Source organism: Bacillus cereus group sp. MYBK14-1, from assembly GCF_051916885.1.
GTDB classification, from domain to species: Bacteria; Bacillota; Bacilli; order Bacillales; family Bacillaceae_G; genus Bacillus_A; species Bacillus_A cereus.
Map to the genome: position 1 here is coordinate 1 of NZ_JBQAHM010000007.1, position 15,641 is coordinate 15,641.

The following is a 15,641-nucleotide window of genomic DNA, read 5'->3' on the forward strand; positions in this document are numbered from 1 at the left end:
TTTAAAAAATCGTTGATATATTGAGAGTTGTGATAGATATATTTAAAAAATCGTTGATATATGTAGAGTTACGATAGATATATTTGAAAAATCGTTGATATATGTAGAGTTGTGACAGATATATTCAAAAAATCATTCATATTATAAGGATGTCACCTTTTTTCTTAAAATCTATATTGTATTTTATAAACAAACTAGTTAAAATTTAGAAAAATAGAAGGGGATAGACGTATGAAACAACAAATAAAAATCGCAGAACTTCTAAAACGAATTGAAACTTCAAAACAGCAAGATATTGAGCTAGGTACTTATGAAATATATGTGTTTAGTGAAAGTGAATTAGAAAAAGGACAAATCGGTTACCGATACGATAAACATAAAAATTCATTAATAAGTGAAGAAAACGGAAAGTGGCAAGAAGGATGGATTACAATTGGATATGAAACGGATATGGGCGATCCAGTTTTCGTAAATATAGATGATGACGCTTATCCGGTTTATACTGCAGAACGTGGTACAGAAAAATGGCAGCCAGTTTATATTGGAAATATGGATGAGATTATAGGGCAATTATAAGAAAAACTTTGAATCCGGTGCAAAGTGATGGGAGAGAAGTATGAAGTATATAAAAATAATGAGCATGATTGCATTCATTGGAATATATATGGCCGGTTGTTCACAAGAGCAGCCGAAAAAAGAAACTACATCTTCTATACAAGAGAAAAACAAAGATACCAAAGAAGACGCACCGGTAGAAAAACAGCAAGAACAAGAAATAAACGAAGAATTGCAAGCAATTCAAACGAATGAGCAAGTAGAACATAAGCAAGAGGAAGTATCATCTGAGGAAAAGAAAGAAGAAACTACGCCAGTACAGCCAACTGAGCAACCAGTGCAAAATAATGAACAAAAAGTAGGGAGTAATGAAAAACAAGAGAAGTTTCTCGTCGTTATTGATCCAGGGCATCAACAAAAAGCGAATTTAAATTTAGAGCCAATTGGACCAGGGGCAACAACGCAAAAATATAAAGTGACAGACGGTACAACAGGTGTTGTGACGAAAAAGAGAGAGGCTGTACTTGTATTAGAAATGGCTTTTTTATTAAAAGAAAAGCTTGAAGCAAAAGGGATACAAGTATTAATGACGAGAACATCACAAGACGTTGATATAAGTAATAAAGAACGGGCGACATTCGCAAATAATCATAAGGCGAATTTATTTTTACGTCTTCATGCAGATGGTTCTGAAAATCCAAACGAAAGTGGATTTGCTGTATTGACGCCTGCAGAAGGAAGTCCGTATACGAAAGAGATTTATGCGGAAAGTCTTCAAATCTCTCAAATGATTATAAATAAAATGAGGGAGAACCAGCAAGTAAAAGTAAATGGAATTAAATTTCGGGATGATCTTTCTGGATTTAATTGGGCAAAGGTTCCTGGTGTGTTATTAGAACTTGGGTTTATGTCAAACCATGAAGAAGATAAAAAATTATCTGACCCGCAGTATGTAAATTCTTTATTGCAAAGTGTAACGGATAGTATAGATGCATATCGGAAGAGTAAAGCTTAAGCGCAGTCTTACATGAAAGGCTGCGTTTTTCCATATGAAACACTCGTAAATTAGAATATTGTGGATAAATATGACATGCTTAATTTTACCTGCACTTTTTGCCGAATGCTGATACAATAAAGGATGTTACTATTTAGTAGAAAGAGTGGTAAGCATGTTAGATTGGATGAAAAAGCTGTTTAACAAAGAGGAAGAACAAACAGCGATGAATAAAGAAGTACCAAAGCAAATTGAAAGTCAGCCGAAAATTCCTCGTGTAAACCACTACACTGAAGCAAGAGAAGCACAAATGGCAAGTAGGAATGCAGGTAAATGCCGTTTTCCTTTAGTACCGGATAATGGGTTCGATGAAGAGGATGAAAGCGAAGTAAATCGCTTCGAAGAACAACCTGTTCAAGGAGTAACATATGAAGAACCTACTGCCCAAAGAGGAATAAAGGTGGAAAGAAGCAGACGACCGTATGTGGAAAAGGTAGTTTCTACATATGAAGAGCCGGAAGTGCAATATGAACCGGTGCGGGAGTCTGTCGTTAAAAAGGTATCTGCACCTTCGCAAGAGAGTAACCGTAGACCATTTCGTCCAACAGAAATGATTTCGCCAATTTATGGATATAATCGTCCTTCAGTAGAGAAAAAGGAAGAAAAGCAGGAGGAAGTAAAGGAAAGAGAAGACCTTGAAATATCTGTAGAGGGTAAATCAGTCGTTGATGCATGGTTAGAGAAAAAAGGATATAAATTATCTGATTTCTCAGAAGGACAAGCACCAACTTCTTCTAGTCATAGAGCTGCTAACCAGCAAGGAGAGCAACAATATGAAGAGAATAAAAAGGAAGAAAAGTCAGTAGTTGATCAATGGCTAGAGAAAAACGGTTATGAAATCGAACGCCAAGTGCCTTTAGTAGAAGAAAAAGAAGTGATTCAAGAAATGAGTACACCGCAGGAAGTTTCAGCGGATGAATTACTTCATAAAACAGTAGCTGAGCAGATGGAAAGTGCTAAGCTAGAAAAAGATGTAGTGGTGTTAAACGAAAACAATCTACAAGAAGAATTAGTAGCTTCTAAAGTAGAGCACGAGGATACAATATTATCAGAAGAAATTAAACGTAACACAGAAATAAAACAACCTACTATTGAAGTAGAAAAGCAAGCTCCAGAAGAATCAGTGATTGTCAAAGCAGAAGAAAAACTTGAAGAAACAATCATTGTGGAAATACCAGAAGAAGTGTCAAAAGTAGAAGTAATTGCAGAAACGGAAGAGCTTGAAGAAGTAGTTATGGAAACAGAGGCACCTGAAGAAGTGGAAGTAATTGCGGAAGTAGAAGAGTCAGAAGAAGCTGAAGTAATTGCGAAAGCAGAAGAGTTAGAAGAAGTGGAAGTAATTGCGGAAGCAGAAGAAGTAGAAGTGATTGCAGAAACAGAAGAGTCAGAAGAAGTGGAAGTAATTGCGGAAGCGAAAGAGTCAGAAGAAGTGGAAGTAATTGCAGAAACGGAAGAGTCAGAAGAAGTGGAAGTAATTGCGGAAGCAGAAGAGTCAGAAGAAGCTGAAGTAATTACAGAAACAGAAGAGTCAGAAGAAGTGGAAGTAATTGCGGAAGCAGAAGAGTCAGAAGAAGTGGAAGTAATTGCGGAAGCAGAAGAGTCAGAAGAAGCTGAAGTAATTGCGGAAGCAGAAGAGTTAGAAGAAGTGGAAGTAATTGCGGAAGCAGAAGAAACAGAAGTGATTGCAGAAACAAAAGCGTCTGTAGTAGAGACATTTGTAGCACTTGAGGAAATTCAGCAAGAAGATGAAGCAATTGAACAAAAGAGTGAATTCATACATGTTGCTGAGGCTGATGAACAAACGAAGAAAGATGTTCAAAGCTTTGCGAATGTTTTAATTGCAGAAACAGAGGAAAATAGACGAGTTGTAGAAGAAGCACAGGTCGCAGAAGAGCAACGAGTTGTAGAAGAAGCGCCAGTCGTAGAAGAGCAACGAGTTGTAGAAGAAACACCAATCGCAGAAGAGCAACCAGTTGTACAAAAAGAAGAACCAAAACGTGAGAAAAAGCGCCATGTACCATTTAATGTTGTTATGTTGAAACAAGATAGAACACGATTAATGGAAAGACATGCAGCTAGAGCAAATGCAATGCAGCCTTCTGCTAATGTACGAGTAGAGAATAAGCCAGTACAACAAGAGGTAGCAGAACCACAAGTGGAAGAACGCCCAGTGCAGCAAGTAGTAGCAGAACCACAAGTGGAAGAACGCCCAGTGCAGCAAGTAGTAGCAGAACCACAAGTGGAAGAAAACCCAATGCAGCAGGTGGTAGTAGAACCACAAGTGGAAGAACGTCCAGTGCAGCAGGTGGTAGTAGAACCACAAGTGGAAGAGCGCCCAGTACAGCAGGTGGTAGTAGAACCACAAGTGGAAGAGCGCCCAGTGCAGCAGGTGGTAGTAGAACCACAAGTGGAAGAGCGCCCAGTGCAGCAAGTAGCAGAACCACAAGTGGAAGAACGCCCAGTGCAGCAAGTAGTAGCAGAACCACAAGTGGAAGAGCAACCAATGCAGCAAGTAGTGGTAGAGCAAGTACAAAAGCCAATTTCAAGTACGGAAGTACAAGAGAAAGCATATGTTATAAATCAAAGAGAGAACGATATGCGAAATGTATTGCATACACCACCGACATATACTGTTCCACCATTAGCGCTGTTGTCGATTCCACAGCAATCAGCGTTAGATAATACAGAATGGTTAGAGGAGCAGAAAGAATTATTAGATACAACGTTTAATAATTTTCATGTTGGCGCACATGTTATTAATGTATCACAAGGTCCAGCAGTAACTCGTTTTGAAGTACAACCAGACCCAGGTGTGAAAGTAAATAAAATTACAAATTTAAGTGATGATATTAAGTTAAGTTTAGCTGCGAAAGATATTCGTATTGAAGCACCGATTCCAGGGAAGAGTGCAATTGGAATTGAAGTTCCAAATAAAGAAAGTAAGCCAGTATTTCTTCGCGAAATTTTAAGAAGTCCTGTATTCACAAAGAGTGAATCACCGCTTACTGTTGCGCTTGGACTTGATATTTCAGGGGATCCAATTGTAACGGATATTCGAAAAATGCCGCACGGACTTATTGCGGGTGCAACGGGTTCAGGTAAAAGTGTGTGTATTAACGCCATTTTAACGAGTATTTTATATAAAGCGAAACCACATGAAGTGAAGTTAATGTTAATTGATCCGAAGATGGTTGAGCTTGCACCATATAATTCTGTTCCGCATCTTGTAGCACCTGTTATTACGGATGTAAAAGCAGCGACAGCTGCATTAAAATGGGCAGTTGAGGAAATGGAACGCCGTTATGAATTGTTTGCACACGCAGGTGCTCGTGATTTAACTCGCTACAATACGATTGTAAGTGAGCGAGAAATTCCAGGAGAGACATTACCTTATATCGTTATTGTCATTGACGAGTTAGCCGATTTAATGATGGTAGCACCTGGTGATGTTGAGGAAGCGATTTGTCGTATTGCGCAAAAAGCACGTGCTTGTGGTATTCATTTATTAGTAGCGACGCAGCGTCCATCTGTAGATGTTATTACAGGTTTAATTAAGTCAAACATTCCAACGCGTATTGCGTTTACTGTATCATCTCAAGTTGATTCGCGTACGATTATTGATATTGGGGGCGCGGAGAAATTACTTGGCCGTGGTGATATGTTATTCTTAGGGAACGGTACATCTAAACCAGTTCGTGTACAAGGTGTATATGTATCGGATGATGAGATTGAAAAAACAGTTGATCATGTGAAAAAGCAAATGAAGCCGAATTACTTATTTAAGCAAGAGGATTTATTAGCGAAAACAGAACAAGCTGAGTCGGAAGACGAATTGTTCCTTGATGCATGTCAATTTGTTGTAGAACAAGGGGGAGCGTCCACATCTTCTGTACAGCGAAAATTCCGCATCGGTTATAATCGCGCGGCACGTCTCATTGAAGAGATGGAATCGCAAGGAATTATTTCTGAAGGTAGAGGAACGAAACCGAGAGATGTCCTTATTTCTGAGGATGAATTTGCCGCTATGCAGGAAACAAATGTATAGTAAACGGTTTTGCTGTATACTAAGAGAAAATGTTGGATAGTAAAGTAGGGAGTAAAGCGACATGAAAGAAATTGAATTAAAATTAAAAGGTGAAATAAATAGACTAACAAATAAAACATTTAAATTTGACGAACGTGTTGGAGAAGGTTGGTTCTCTGCCGTTTACTTTTTAAAGACTAGAGAAATCATCGAAGAATTTCGCCCGAAAAGTGTTGTAACGATGCAATTTTTCCAAAAGGAAAATGCAGTTCTTTGCGGAACGGATGAAGTAATTGCATTGCTACAAACATTCGCTAAAAATCCTGAGGAACTTGAGATTAACTCTTTAAAAGATGGCGATAAAATTAGTCCATTTGAAACAGTGTTAACAATTCATGGTCCTTATGAAAATTTCGGATTTTTAGAAGGTGTCATTGATGGGATTTTAGCTCGTCGTACATCGGTTGCGACAAACGTATATAACGTTGTCCAAGCTGCGCGTAGCGTAGATAAAGAAAAACCAGTTATTTTCATGGGAGACCGTGATGATCATTATACACAACAAGCTGGTGACGGTTATGCAGCATACATCGGAGGTATGAGCGCACAAGCGACGCATGCGATGAATGAATGGTGGGGCAAAAGTGGTATGGGGACGATGCCTCACGCATTAATTCAAATGTTTAATGGTGATGTTGTGGAAGCGGCAAAAGCATATCATAAGAAATTCCCAGAAGATGAATTAGTTGTATTAATTGATTACAACAATGATGTCATTACAGATGCACTTCGCGTAGCGCGTGAATTTGGATCAACATTAAAAGGTGTACGTGTAGATACGTCCCGCACGATGATTGATCAATACTTTATTCGCCACCCAGAAGTACTTGGAACATTCGATCCACGTGGTGTAAACCCATCGCTTGTATTCGCACTTCGTAAAGCACTTGATGAAGAAGGATTCCAGCATGTAGACATCGTTGTAACTGGTGGATTTGATGAGAAGCGTATTCGTGAATTTGAAGCTCAAAACGTACCTGTTGACATATACGGGGTAGGAAGTAGCTTATTAAAAATGAATATTGGCTTTACTGGTGATAATGTAGAACTAAATGGGAAACCAGAAGCAAAAGCTGGTCGTAAATATCGTCCAAACCCACGTTTAGAGCGTGTTCAATTAGAAAAAAGAGAAGAGATGTAAAAGAGAGAAAAACTGATAGGTGATTGACCCTATCAGTTTTTCTGTTATCATAGTATAGCGGCTTCTTTTTTGCTATAATGGACTTATTATGGACATATAAAGAAGTACGTACGAGTTTATCCTGATAAGTGAAGGGAAAGAATAACTTCACTACATCAAAAATGTATGATGATTACCAAAATAAGAAAAGATTCATATACTGTCTTATAGATAGGCCGTTGTATTAGTTCGAAATGTTGGAGGTTCTTTAAGATGACAGTTTACCATTTTGTAGGAATTAAAGGAACAGGAATGAGTTCATTAGCGCAAATTCTTCATGATATGAAGCATACTGTTCAAGGGTCTGATTATGAAAAGCGTTTCTTTACACAAACAGCGTTGGAAAAGCGTAGTATCTCGATCCTTCCTTTTGATAAGAATAATGTAGAAGAAGGACAAGTGATTATTGCAGGAAATGCATTTCCTGATACGCATGAAGAAATCGTAGCAGCAAAAGAATTAAACATCCCAGTCCATCGTTACCATCATTTCTTAGGTGACCTGATGAGCCAATACACAAGTGTTGCTGTAACTGGTGCACACGGAAAAACATCAACAACAGGTTTGTTAGCCCATGTAATGCAAGGTGCACACCCAACATCTTACCTTATTGGAGATGGAACAGGGCATGGGGTAGAAAATAGTAAGTATTTTGTATTTGAAGCTTGTGAGTATCGTCGTCATTTCTTGTCTTATAATCCAGACTATGCAATTATGACAAATATTGATTTTGATCATCCAGATTATTTTGCAGACATCAATGATGTATTCAGTGCATTCCAAGAGATGGCATTGCAAGTGAAAAAAGGCATTATTGCATGTGGAGATGATGAAGAACTTCAAAAAATTCAAGCGAAAGTACCTGTTATTTTCTATGGATTTGGAGAAGATAATGATTTCCAAGCACGCAACATTCAAAAGAGAACAGATGGTACGATATTTGATGTATTCGTTCGTAATACGTACTATGATACGTTCAAAATTACAGGATACGGCAATCACAGCGTATTAAATGCGTTAGCAGTAATCGCGCTTTGCCATTATGAAAATGTTGATGTAGAAGCAGTAAAACATCAATTAACAACTTTTGAAGGCGTAAAACGTCGCTTTAATGAAAAGCCGATGGGAGAGCAAGTAATCATCGATGACTACGCACACCATCCGACAGAGATTAATGCAACGATTGAAGCTGCTCGTCAAAAACATCCAGAGCGTGAAATTGTCGCTGTATTCCAGCCACATACATTCTCACGTACAGAAAAGTTCTTAGATGAGTTCGCAGAAAGCCTAAGCAAAGCTGACCAAGTATACCTATGTGATATTTTCGGATCAGCACGTGAAAACAAAGGTGAATTAACAATCGAAGATCTGCAAAAGCGTATTGACGGTGCAGAATTAATTACAGATACAACAACGGATGTATTAAAGAAACATAAAAACGGCGTTCTAATTTTCATGGGCGCAGGTGACATCCAAAAATTCGAAGCGGCTTACGTAAAAGAAGTTCAAGTTGCAGAGAAATAATAGAAAAGACGCATAGCTTGGCTGTGCGTCTTTTTTATGTTGTCGTGGTTGTGCTTTAATGTTGAAACGTCGATATATATGGAGTTGTGTTCGATATATTTCAAAAATCGTTGATATATTGGTACGCGTTTTGAAATATAAATGTTAGAATAATAAGAAAACTAAAAAGGGGACTAAAAAACATGTTCACACTCCGAGTAGATGACGAAATCGAACTACAATTACTAGAAAAACATCATAAAGAGGAATTATATCAATTATTAGATCAAAACCGTAATCATTTACGGAAATGGCTCCCTTGGGTAGATGGGACAAAATCTGCTGATGCTTATGATGAGATTTGTCCGATGTGGTTAAAGAAGTTTGCAGAGGGAGACGGTTTTGAAAGTGGCATACGTTATAAAGGGAAGCTTGTTGGGATGGTAGGCATTCATCCAGTGAGCTGGGGGAAGAAAGCGGCGAGCCTTGGATATTATCTGGCAGAAGATGCTGGCGGGAAAGGCATTATGACGCGTAGCGTAAAGGCTGTACTTCACTATGCATTTGAGAATTTAAAATTAAATAAAATGGAAATTAGATGCGGTGTTGAAAATGTGAAAAGCCGCGCGATCCCAGAACGTTTAGGATTTAAGTTAGACGGTGTTTTAAGAGATGAAGAATGGCTATACGATCACTTCCACGATATCGCTGTATATAGTTTATTAGCTTCAGAGTGGAAGGAGATTCGATGAACGAGAAGATTCATATTGTTCCGTATGAAAGTAAATTTCAAGACGAAGTAGTAAATCTTATCGTTCATATTCAGCAAAAAGAGTACAATGTCCCCATTACGAAAGAAGAGCAGCCAGACCTGCTTGAAATAGAAACATTTTATCAAAGGAATCATGGAAACTTTTGGGTAGCAAATTATGATGGTAAAGTAGTTGGAACAGTAGCTTTATTAGATATTGGGAATCATCAAGTAGCGTTAAGAAAAATGTGCGTAAAAAAAGAATTTCGCGGAAAAGAGTGGGGTGCATCACATAAGTTGCTCCAAACAGCAATTTCATGGGCTGAGAATAAAAAGCTGAAAGATATTTACTTAGGAACGACAGTGAAATTTTTAGCGGCGCATCGCTTTTATGAAAAGAATGGTTTTCAAAGTGTGAGTATAGACGAGTTGCCGAAAAACTTTCCGGTGCTACAGGTAGATAAGAAATTTTATAGGTACATTGTGTAAAAGGTCATTTAGAAATGGCCTTTTTCTATGAACTAAAATGGAAATAGTGGTATAATTTGGATTAGGGGGGTGTAGGTATGAACTTTCCAATTCAAAGAAGTAAGTCAGTAGTCATTTTCGTTTGCCTTACGTTAGTTTTTATGTTTATATATCCAATTGTCATGCTTTTCACTAATAAAGCGCATTGGATGTCAGCGTTGATTGGGATGGGTTTATGCTTCATTGTAAATGTACCACTCGTTTGGGAAGTATTTATTAAAAAACATAAAGTAGAAAATGGCGTATTAAAGTACGGTATTTTAAATGATGATATTGTATTAAAAGATGTGAGAATTATACGTCAGGTCGGAAAGTCTCTTGAAATTACGACGAATGCATATAAAGTACATATGGTTGCGATGCCGCAAGATATGAATGAATTTTTGGCGCTTATCGAAAAAGAAAATCCACATGTGAAAATAGAAATGGTGGGTAAGAAATGAAATATGTAAAACCTTTGTTTTGCTTAGAAATATTACTGGTGCTTGCTATTTGCACTAGAGTATATATGAAATGGGATTTGCCCTTATATATGCCAATATTAATAAGTACTATTGCAGTGGCGCTTTTATATTATTTTCATTTTCAGCAAACAAAAAGTGAGAAAAGTAGCACTATGTAGTTAGGGGGATTAGAAATGAAAAAAGCCCTTATGTTATTTTTACTTCTGTTAACTGCATCCTTTCTTTTAATAGGGTGTAGTGCGAAGAAGGAAAAGGCTGATATGAACTTAGAAAAGGCACAAAAAGTTGAAATTGAATCACTTACTGATTCAAGTGAGAAAAAAGTAATTACCGATAAGAAAAAAATTGAAAAGCTGTTTGAAGTCATGAAAATGGATAAGTGGAAAATGCAATCGGCTCCTTTAGATACTCCGCAAGGGAAAACATTTACAATGTATCAAGAGGATACACCGAAATTATTGGATTCGAGTAAAGATAAAAAAGAGTTACATGAAATTGGTACGATGACAGTATATAAAGATGTCCCTTATGTCGAAGTTGAAATGAAAAATAAGAAAATGAGTTTTAAAGTGCCAGAAGATGTGGCGAAAGAGTTATTAAAGTATTAATAATAAAAACGCTCGGAAAAATCCCGAGCGTTTTTATTATTATTTTAAGTTCTCTGGATTTAAAGCTTCTAATTCAGCTACAACGAAGCGTCCGTCTTTACGGATGAGTACGTCGTCGAAGTAAATTTCGCCGCCGCCGTATTCAGGGCGTTGGATGCATACTAAATCCCAGTGAATGTTCGAGTTGTTACCGTTCCATGCATCGTCGTAAGCTTGTCCAGGAGTGAAGTGGAAGCTGCCATCGATTTTTTCATCGAATAGGATGTCTCCCATTGGATGTAAGATGTATGGGTTTACGCCGATTGCGAACTCACCAACGTAGCGTGCGCCTTCGTCTGTATCGAAGATTTTGTTAATGCGTTCTGAATCGTTTGCAGTTGCTTCAACGATTTGGCCGTTCTCGAACTTAAGTTGTACATTTTCAAATGTATAACCGTTGTAAGGAGATGGTGTGTTGTAAGAAACTGTACCGTTAACAGAATCACGAACTGGTGCAGAGTATACTTCACCGTCTGGAATGTTTAAATGACCGGAGCATTTAATTGCTGGAATGTCTTTAATAGAGAATGTTAAGTCAGTTCCAGGACCAGTTAAACGAACTTTATCTGTTTTATTCATTAATGTAACAAGGCTGTCCATCGCCTTATCCATTTTACCGTAGTCTAAGTTACATACTTCAAAGTAGAAGTCTTCGAAAGCTTCTGTACTCATTTTAGCAAGCTGTGCCATAGAAGCATTTGGGTAGCGAAGAACAACCCAGCGTGTTTTTGGAACGCGAATGTCTCTATGAACTTTTTTACCAACTGTTTGGCCATGAACTTTCATACGCTCACTTGGAACGTCAGCTTGTTCATTAATATTATCGCCAGAGCGAAGGCCGATATAAGCGTCCATGTCTTTCATTACGCTTGCTTCATATGCAGCGATTTGTTCGAAATGTTCTTCAGTAGCACCCATTAATAAAGAGCGATCTACTTGATGATCTTTTAAAGAGACGAATGGGAAACCACCAGCTGCATATGCTTCTTTTACAAGTGCAGTTACAAGTTCTTTTTGTAAGCCAAAGTTTTCAATTAATACTTTTTCACCTTTTTGTAAGCGGATAGAGTAGTTAATTAAATTGTATGCTAACTTTTCAATACGTGGATCTTTCATATGTAAAGCCTCCCTACTAATTATGTATCCTCTCCTATTGTAACCTACTTAGTGGAATTTGTTGAATGATTTATGTTACAGTTAACGAATAAGTATGAAAATTCTAATGATGAGATAGGGATTAGAATGAAACGGAAAATGATTGTATAATAGGGGAAAGTATGAAAAAGATAAAGGAAGTGATGAAATGCAAGTTCTTTTATATGTAAGTGCGGCTATTATCGCGGTTGCTTTCGCAGTATTAGTAGTGTATGTATGTAGAACGTTGTTATCGGTTCAGAAGACGTTAGAAAACGTTGCAAGCACGTTAGAAGGTTTAGAAAAACAAATGCAAGGAATTAGCGTAGAGACAGAGCAATTATTACATAAAACGAATGCGTTAGCTGATGATATTCAACAGAAGTCACAGTCATTAAATAAAGTGGTAGCGGGTGTAGATGGGATTGGAACGACAATCCAATCTTTAAATACGAAGCTTCGTAATGTATCAGACTCTGTAACGGACGAAATTGAAAATAACGCTGATAAAGTAGCGCAAGTTGTACAGTGGAGCAGTGCGGCGATTGAAGTATACAATCATTACCGTGCGTCGAGACAAGAGAAGAAGGATGAAAAAGAAGAGCGTAAATTAGAAAGAATTGAGAAAAAAGCTGAAAAGAAAGAGAAACGCTCTAGATTTCGTATGAGAGGTGAATCGTGATGAATATGACAAAACTTGAAACAATTGAAGAGCTTGAAGTCTTAGTAGAAAAGAACGAGCCGTATGTTCTTTTTAAACACAGTACGACATGCCCAATTAGTCACGGTGCATACACAGAATTTCAAGCGTATTGCAGCGAAGAAAGAGAAGTACCAGCGTATTACTTATACGTACAAGATGCGAGAGATGTGTCAAATCGTGTTGCAGAACAATACAGTATTAGACATGAATCACCGCAAGTGTTATACATAAAAGATGGGATGGTAGTATGGAATACATCTCATTGGAATATTAAAAAAGATGCTTTAGAAGAGAATATAAAGTAAAAAGAAGCAAGCTAAAGGTGCTTGCTTCTTTTTTTTTGTTTTTGTTGAAATATATTTAGTGGTACACTATTAATAGTTCAAACTAAATAACTAGATTGTTGAAAGTAGGTTTTAAGTAATGAAGAAAATGGCATTATCCTTCGCAGTCGTAAGTTTATTACTGGGAGCTTGTAGTAACAATAGTAATACGATTAGTAAGAAGGATGAAGTTATACAAAAAGATACAAAAGAAAAAAGTATGATTCCGAGAACTGCTGTTTCTAAAGATTATTATAGAACTGTTATTCCTTTAAAAGAACAAAAGGTTATTAATACAGCTAATATAAAAACAAATTCTAAATTAGATTTAGCAGAGTATGAAAATGGTTTAATAAATATTGCAACGCAGCAATTTGATACAGAGAGTCACGTACTGCAATTAAACCAGTATATTCCAGAGAAACTAATTGATGAACTAGTTGCGAAAGTAGAAGCGCCAGTTTTGACAAATATTATAGAACAAGATTATTTCGGAAAACAGAATTCAAATGAATTAAGTTTATCTGGTGTTATGATTGGCTTAGCTATGTCTTCAAGTGTATCGAATGAAGAGGCTATGTCTAAAGGGACTGAAGTTGCTAAACAACTTATTGAAGCTATTAACAAAAATGATAAATATAACAAATCTCCAATTACGTTTGCTATCTTTAAGCAAGAAAGTACAAGTTCTTTAAAAAATGGTACGTATATTGCTAGTGCTACTGTTCAAAAGAATGATACGAACCTTGGAAATTGGAGTACGATCGATGAAAAGTCGTATTCATATCCTTCTGATGAATTTACACAAGCACATGGAGAAGATAATACAAAAATAAATAACTTTGCTAAGGAAATAAAAGGTTTTTCTAATGGAGATTTTATTCCAGTCAATGCTAAAGTTTCTTATAAGAAAGATCAAATGGATACATTAAATATGAATATTGTTATTAAATATAACGGTAAAACAGAATTAATGGCTCTTACCCAATTGGCTGCTCAAGGCATGTTAGACAAATTGCCTAAAGATGCGAAAGTACAATTACAGATCAAGTCCGAGAGTAAAATTGAGGCCGTTATTATAAAAGAGAAAAACAGTGATAAACCGTTTGTTTCCTTCTTGTAAAAAAAGACAGTATGTAAACTGTCTTTTTTTATTTTAAATGAAAATATATAATGTTTTTTGATAGTAATTCCTTGCTGTATATCGTGTGACAATCGTATATGTATCAGCTATAATAAATTATCTTAAAAAAGTAACATATAGGAATTTGAAAGAGGTGGCTTTCTTATGGCATCACAACAATTAGGTCGTTTACGTTCTGAAATTGATCAACTTAATTTACAAATATTAGAGTTACTAAACGAAAGAGGTCGTCTCGTACAAGAAGTTGGTAATTTAAAAGAAGTACAAGGTGTGAAACGTTTTGATCCTGTACGTGAAAGAAATATGCTGGATTTAATTGCAGAGAATAATAATGGTCCATTTGAAACTTCGACTTTACAACATATTTTCAAACAAATTTTTCAAGCTGGTTTAGAATTACAAGAAGACGATCATCGTAAAGCATTACTTGTTTCTCGTAAGAAAAAAACAGAAGATACGATTGTTGAAATTAATGGTGAAAAAATTGGTGACGGAAATCAGCATTTTATTATGGGACCGTGTGCAGTGGAAAGTTATGAACAAGTACGTCAAGTTGCTGAAGCAATGAAAGGGCAAGGTCTGAAATTAATGCGTGGTGGTGCGTTTAAACCACGTACTTCACCGTATGATTTTCAAGGTCTTGGATTAGAGGGATTACAAATTTTGCGCCAGGTAGCAGATGAATATGATTTGGCTGTTATTAGTGAAATTTTAAATCCGAATGATATTGAGATGTCATTAGATTACGTTGATGTTATTCAAATTGGCGCTCGCAATATGCAAAACTTTGATTTGCTAAGGGCAGCTGGTGCTGTGAATAAACCAGTATTATTAAAACGTGGTCTATCAGCAACGATTGAAGAATTCATTAATGCGGCAGAATATATTATGGCAAAGGGAAATGGGAACATTATTTTATGTGAACGAGGTATTCGCACGTATGAAAGAGCGACGCGTAATACGCTTGATATTTCCGCTGTGCCGATTTTAAAGAAAGAAACACATTTACCTGTCGTTGTCGATGTAACGCATTCTACAGGGCGACGTGACCTTCTCTTACCAACTGCAAAAGCAGCGATGGCAATTGGTGCAGACGCAATTATGGCTGAAGTACATCCCGATCCAGCTGTAGCTTTATCTGATGCAGCGCAACAAATGAATATACCGCAGTTCAATGATTTTATGAATGAATTAAAATCATTTGGAAGTAAATTATAAAAACTTTTAATGAGCTGTTCCAAAAAGGCATTTTGGAACAGCTTTCTCCTATTGTATAGCGACTGTCATTGTCGATTTTTGTTGGTAAGTTGATATATTTAAAAAATCGCTGATATAATTAGAGTTGCGGTCGATATATTTGGAAAATCGCTGATATATTTCGAGTTACAGTCGATATATTCGAAAAATCGCCGATATAAATTTCATTTACTATCGTACTGCTTAAAATAAGATTTCTACTAAGGAAACATCTATTTTTTTACAAAAAATGCCCTTTTTTCATAAAAAATACGAAAATACGAGAAAAGAAGCGAATTTTTTCGAAACTTTTGCGGGAAAATATTGTATGAGCC

At 36.7% G+C, this 15,641-nt stretch carries 15 protein-coding genes; 14 read left to right on the forward strand and 1 reads right to left on the reverse strand.

Going from position 1 to position 15,641, the window contains the following annotated elements; all coding sequences use genetic code 11:
• Positions 1-231 precede the first annotated feature (231 nt).
• From ACTFR3_RS18285 to ACTFR3_RS18330, 10 genes are all read left to right on the forward strand, one after another.
• A complete protein-coding gene (locus ACTFR3_RS18285; RefSeq protein ID WP_000813166.1) occupies positions 232-576 on the forward strand; it encodes a hypothetical protein in 345 nt (114 codons plus the stop codon).
• 40 nt (positions 577-616) lie between these two features.
• Positions 617-1,570, forward strand: a complete 954-nt coding sequence (locus tag ACTFR3_RS18290) for an N-acetylmuramoyl-L-alanine amidase (protein ID WP_025689970.1) — start codon at positions 617-619, stop codon at positions 1,568-1,570.
• Between the two features lie 154 nt (positions 1,571-1,724).
• On the forward strand, positions 1,725-5,654 hold the full coding sequence (locus tag ACTFR3_RS18295) for a DNA translocase FtsK (RefSeq protein ID WP_440044648.1): 3,930 nt from the start codon (positions 1,725-1,727) through the stop codon (positions 5,652-5,654).
• Positions 5,655-5,715: 61 nt separating this feature from the next.
• Positions 5,716-6,834 (forward strand): nicotinate phosphoribosyltransferase, encoded by a 1,119-nt coding sequence (locus ACTFR3_RS18300; RefSeq protein ID WP_000658370.1) that lies wholly within the window; start codon positions 5,716-5,718, stop codon positions 6,832-6,834.
• Positions 6,835-7,086: 252 nt separating this feature from the next.
• Positions 7,087-8,397, forward strand: a complete 1,311-nt coding sequence (gene murC / locus ACTFR3_RS18305; protein ID WP_000219468.1) for a UDP-N-acetylmuramate--L-alanine ligase — start codon at positions 7,087-7,089, stop codon at positions 8,395-8,397.
• A 182-nt stretch (positions 8,398-8,579) separates the two neighbouring features.
• Positions 8,580-9,128, forward strand: a complete 549-nt coding sequence (locus tag ACTFR3_RS18310; RefSeq protein ID WP_440044649.1) for a GNAT family N-acetyltransferase — start codon at positions 8,580-8,582, stop codon at positions 9,126-9,128.
• The gene (locus ACTFR3_RS18315) at positions 9,125-9,616 is read left to right on the forward strand and encodes a GNAT family N-acetyltransferase (protein ID WP_440044650.1); all 492 of its coding nucleotides are present in this window, start codon (positions 9,125-9,127) and stop codon (positions 9,614-9,616) included. Before ACTFR3_RS18310 ends, ACTFR3_RS18315 begins: the two co-directional genes overlap by 4 nt.
• 77 nt (positions 9,617-9,693) lie before the next feature.
• Positions 9,694-10,098, forward strand: a complete 405-nt coding sequence (locus ACTFR3_RS18320) for a PH domain-containing protein (RefSeq protein WP_001010641.1) — start codon at positions 9,694-9,696, stop codon at positions 10,096-10,098.
• A complete protein-coding gene (locus ACTFR3_RS18325) occupies positions 10,095-10,277 on the forward strand; it encodes a hypothetical protein (RefSeq protein ID WP_088322576.1) in 183 nt (60 codons plus the stop codon). The genes ACTFR3_RS18320 and ACTFR3_RS18325 overlap by 4 nt, the downstream gene beginning before the upstream one ends.
• Positions 10,278-10,292: 15 nt before the next feature.
• Positions 10,293-10,727 carry a hypothetical protein gene (locus tag ACTFR3_RS18330; RefSeq protein WP_000709855.1) on the forward strand — a complete coding sequence of 145 codons (435 nt, stop codon included), beginning with the start codon at positions 10,293-10,295 and terminating at the stop codon, positions 10,725-10,727.
• A 39-nt stretch (positions 10,728-10,766) separates the two neighbouring features.
• Here ACTFR3_RS18330 and ACTFR3_RS18335 read toward each other — a convergent pair whose 3' ends face one another.
• Complete coding sequence (locus tag ACTFR3_RS18335) at positions 10,767-11,882, reverse strand: aminopeptidase (protein WP_000654727.1); 1,116 nt, start codon at positions 11,880-11,882, stop codon at positions 10,767-10,769.
• Positions 11,883-12,069: 187 nt separating this feature from the next.
• Between ACTFR3_RS18335 and ACTFR3_RS18340 the strand changes: the two genes are divergently transcribed.
• The 4 genes from ACTFR3_RS18340 (at position 12,070) to ACTFR3_RS18355 (ending at position 15,288) form a co-directional block, all read left to right on the forward strand.
• The gene (locus ACTFR3_RS18340; protein ID WP_440044652.1) at positions 12,070-12,582 is read left to right on the forward strand and encodes a DUF948 domain-containing protein; all 513 of its coding nucleotides are present in this window, start codon (positions 12,070-12,072) and stop codon (positions 12,580-12,582) included.
• Complete coding sequence (gene ytxJ, locus ACTFR3_RS18345) at positions 12,582-12,908, forward strand: bacillithiol system redox-active protein YtxJ (RefSeq protein ID WP_001057469.1); 327 nt, start codon at positions 12,582-12,584, stop codon at positions 12,906-12,908. The genes ACTFR3_RS18340 and ytxJ overlap by 1 nt, the downstream gene beginning before the upstream one ends.
• A 118-nt stretch (positions 12,909-13,026) precedes the next feature.
• Positions 13,027-14,049 carry a CamS family sex pheromone protein gene (locus ACTFR3_RS18350; protein WP_000738025.1) on the forward strand — a complete coding sequence of 341 codons (1,023 nt, stop codon included), beginning with the start codon at positions 13,027-13,029 and terminating at the stop codon, positions 14,047-14,049.
• A gap of 165 nt (positions 14,050-14,214) precedes the next feature.
• Positions 14,215-15,288, forward strand: coding sequence for a bifunctional 3-deoxy-7-phosphoheptulonate synthase/chorismate mutase (locus ACTFR3_RS18355; protein WP_000168209.1), 1,074 nt, complete (start codon positions 14,215-14,217; stop codon positions 15,286-15,288).
• Positions 15,289-15,641 lie beyond the last annotated feature (353 nt).

Coding starts and splice junctions, on each gene's coding strand:
- ACTFR3_RS18290 (WP_025689970.1), top strand. CDS start 617: ATGAAGTATATAAAAATAATGAGCATGATTGCATTCATTGGAATATAT.
- ACTFR3_RS18355 (WP_000168209.1), top strand. CDS start 14,215: ATGGCATCACAACAATTAGGTCGTTTACGTTCTGAAATTGATCAACTT.
- ACTFR3_RS18335 (WP_000654727.1), bottom strand. CDS start 11,882: ATGAAAGATCCACGTATTGAAAAGTTAGCATACAATTTAATTAACTAC.
- murC (WP_000219468.1), top strand. CDS start 7,087: ATGACAGTTTACCATTTTGTAGGAATTAAAGGAACAGGAATGAGTTCA.
- ACTFR3_RS18310 (WP_440044649.1), top strand. CDS start 8,580: ATGTTCACACTCCGAGTAGATGACGAAATCGAACTACAATTACTAGAA.
- ACTFR3_RS18320 (WP_001010641.1), top strand. CDS start 9,694: ATGAACTTTCCAATTCAAAGAAGTAAGTCAGTAGTCATTTTCGTTTGC.
- ACTFR3_RS18300 (WP_000658370.1), top strand. CDS start 5,716: ATGAAAGAAATTGAATTAAAATTAAAAGGTGAAATAAATAGACTAACA.
- ACTFR3_RS18295 (WP_440044648.1), top strand. CDS start 1,725: ATGTTAGATTGGATGAAAAAGCTGTTTAACAAAGAGGAAGAACAAACA.
- ACTFR3_RS18330 (WP_000709855.1), top strand. CDS start 10,293: ATGAAAAAAGCCCTTATGTTATTTTTACTTCTGTTAACTGCATCCTTT.
- ACTFR3_RS18340 (WP_440044652.1), top strand. CDS start 12,070: ATGCAAGTTCTTTTATATGTAAGTGCGGCTATTATCGCGGTTGCTTTC.
- ACTFR3_RS18315 (WP_440044650.1), top strand. CDS start 9,125: ATGAACGAGAAGATTCATATTGTTCCGTATGAAAGTAAATTTCAAGAC.
- ACTFR3_RS18325 (WP_088322576.1), top strand. CDS start 10,095: ATGAAATATGTAAAACCTTTGTTTTGCTTAGAAATATTACTGGTGCTT.
- ACTFR3_RS18285 (WP_000813166.1), top strand. CDS start 232: ATGAAACAACAAATAAAAATCGCAGAACTTCTAAAACGAATTGAAACT.
- ytxJ (WP_001057469.1), top strand. CDS start 12,582: ATGAATATGACAAAACTTGAAACAATTGAAGAGCTTGAAGTCTTAGTA.
- ACTFR3_RS18350 (WP_000738025.1), top strand. CDS start 13,027: ATGAAGAAAATGGCATTATCCTTCGCAGTCGTAAGTTTATTACTGGGA.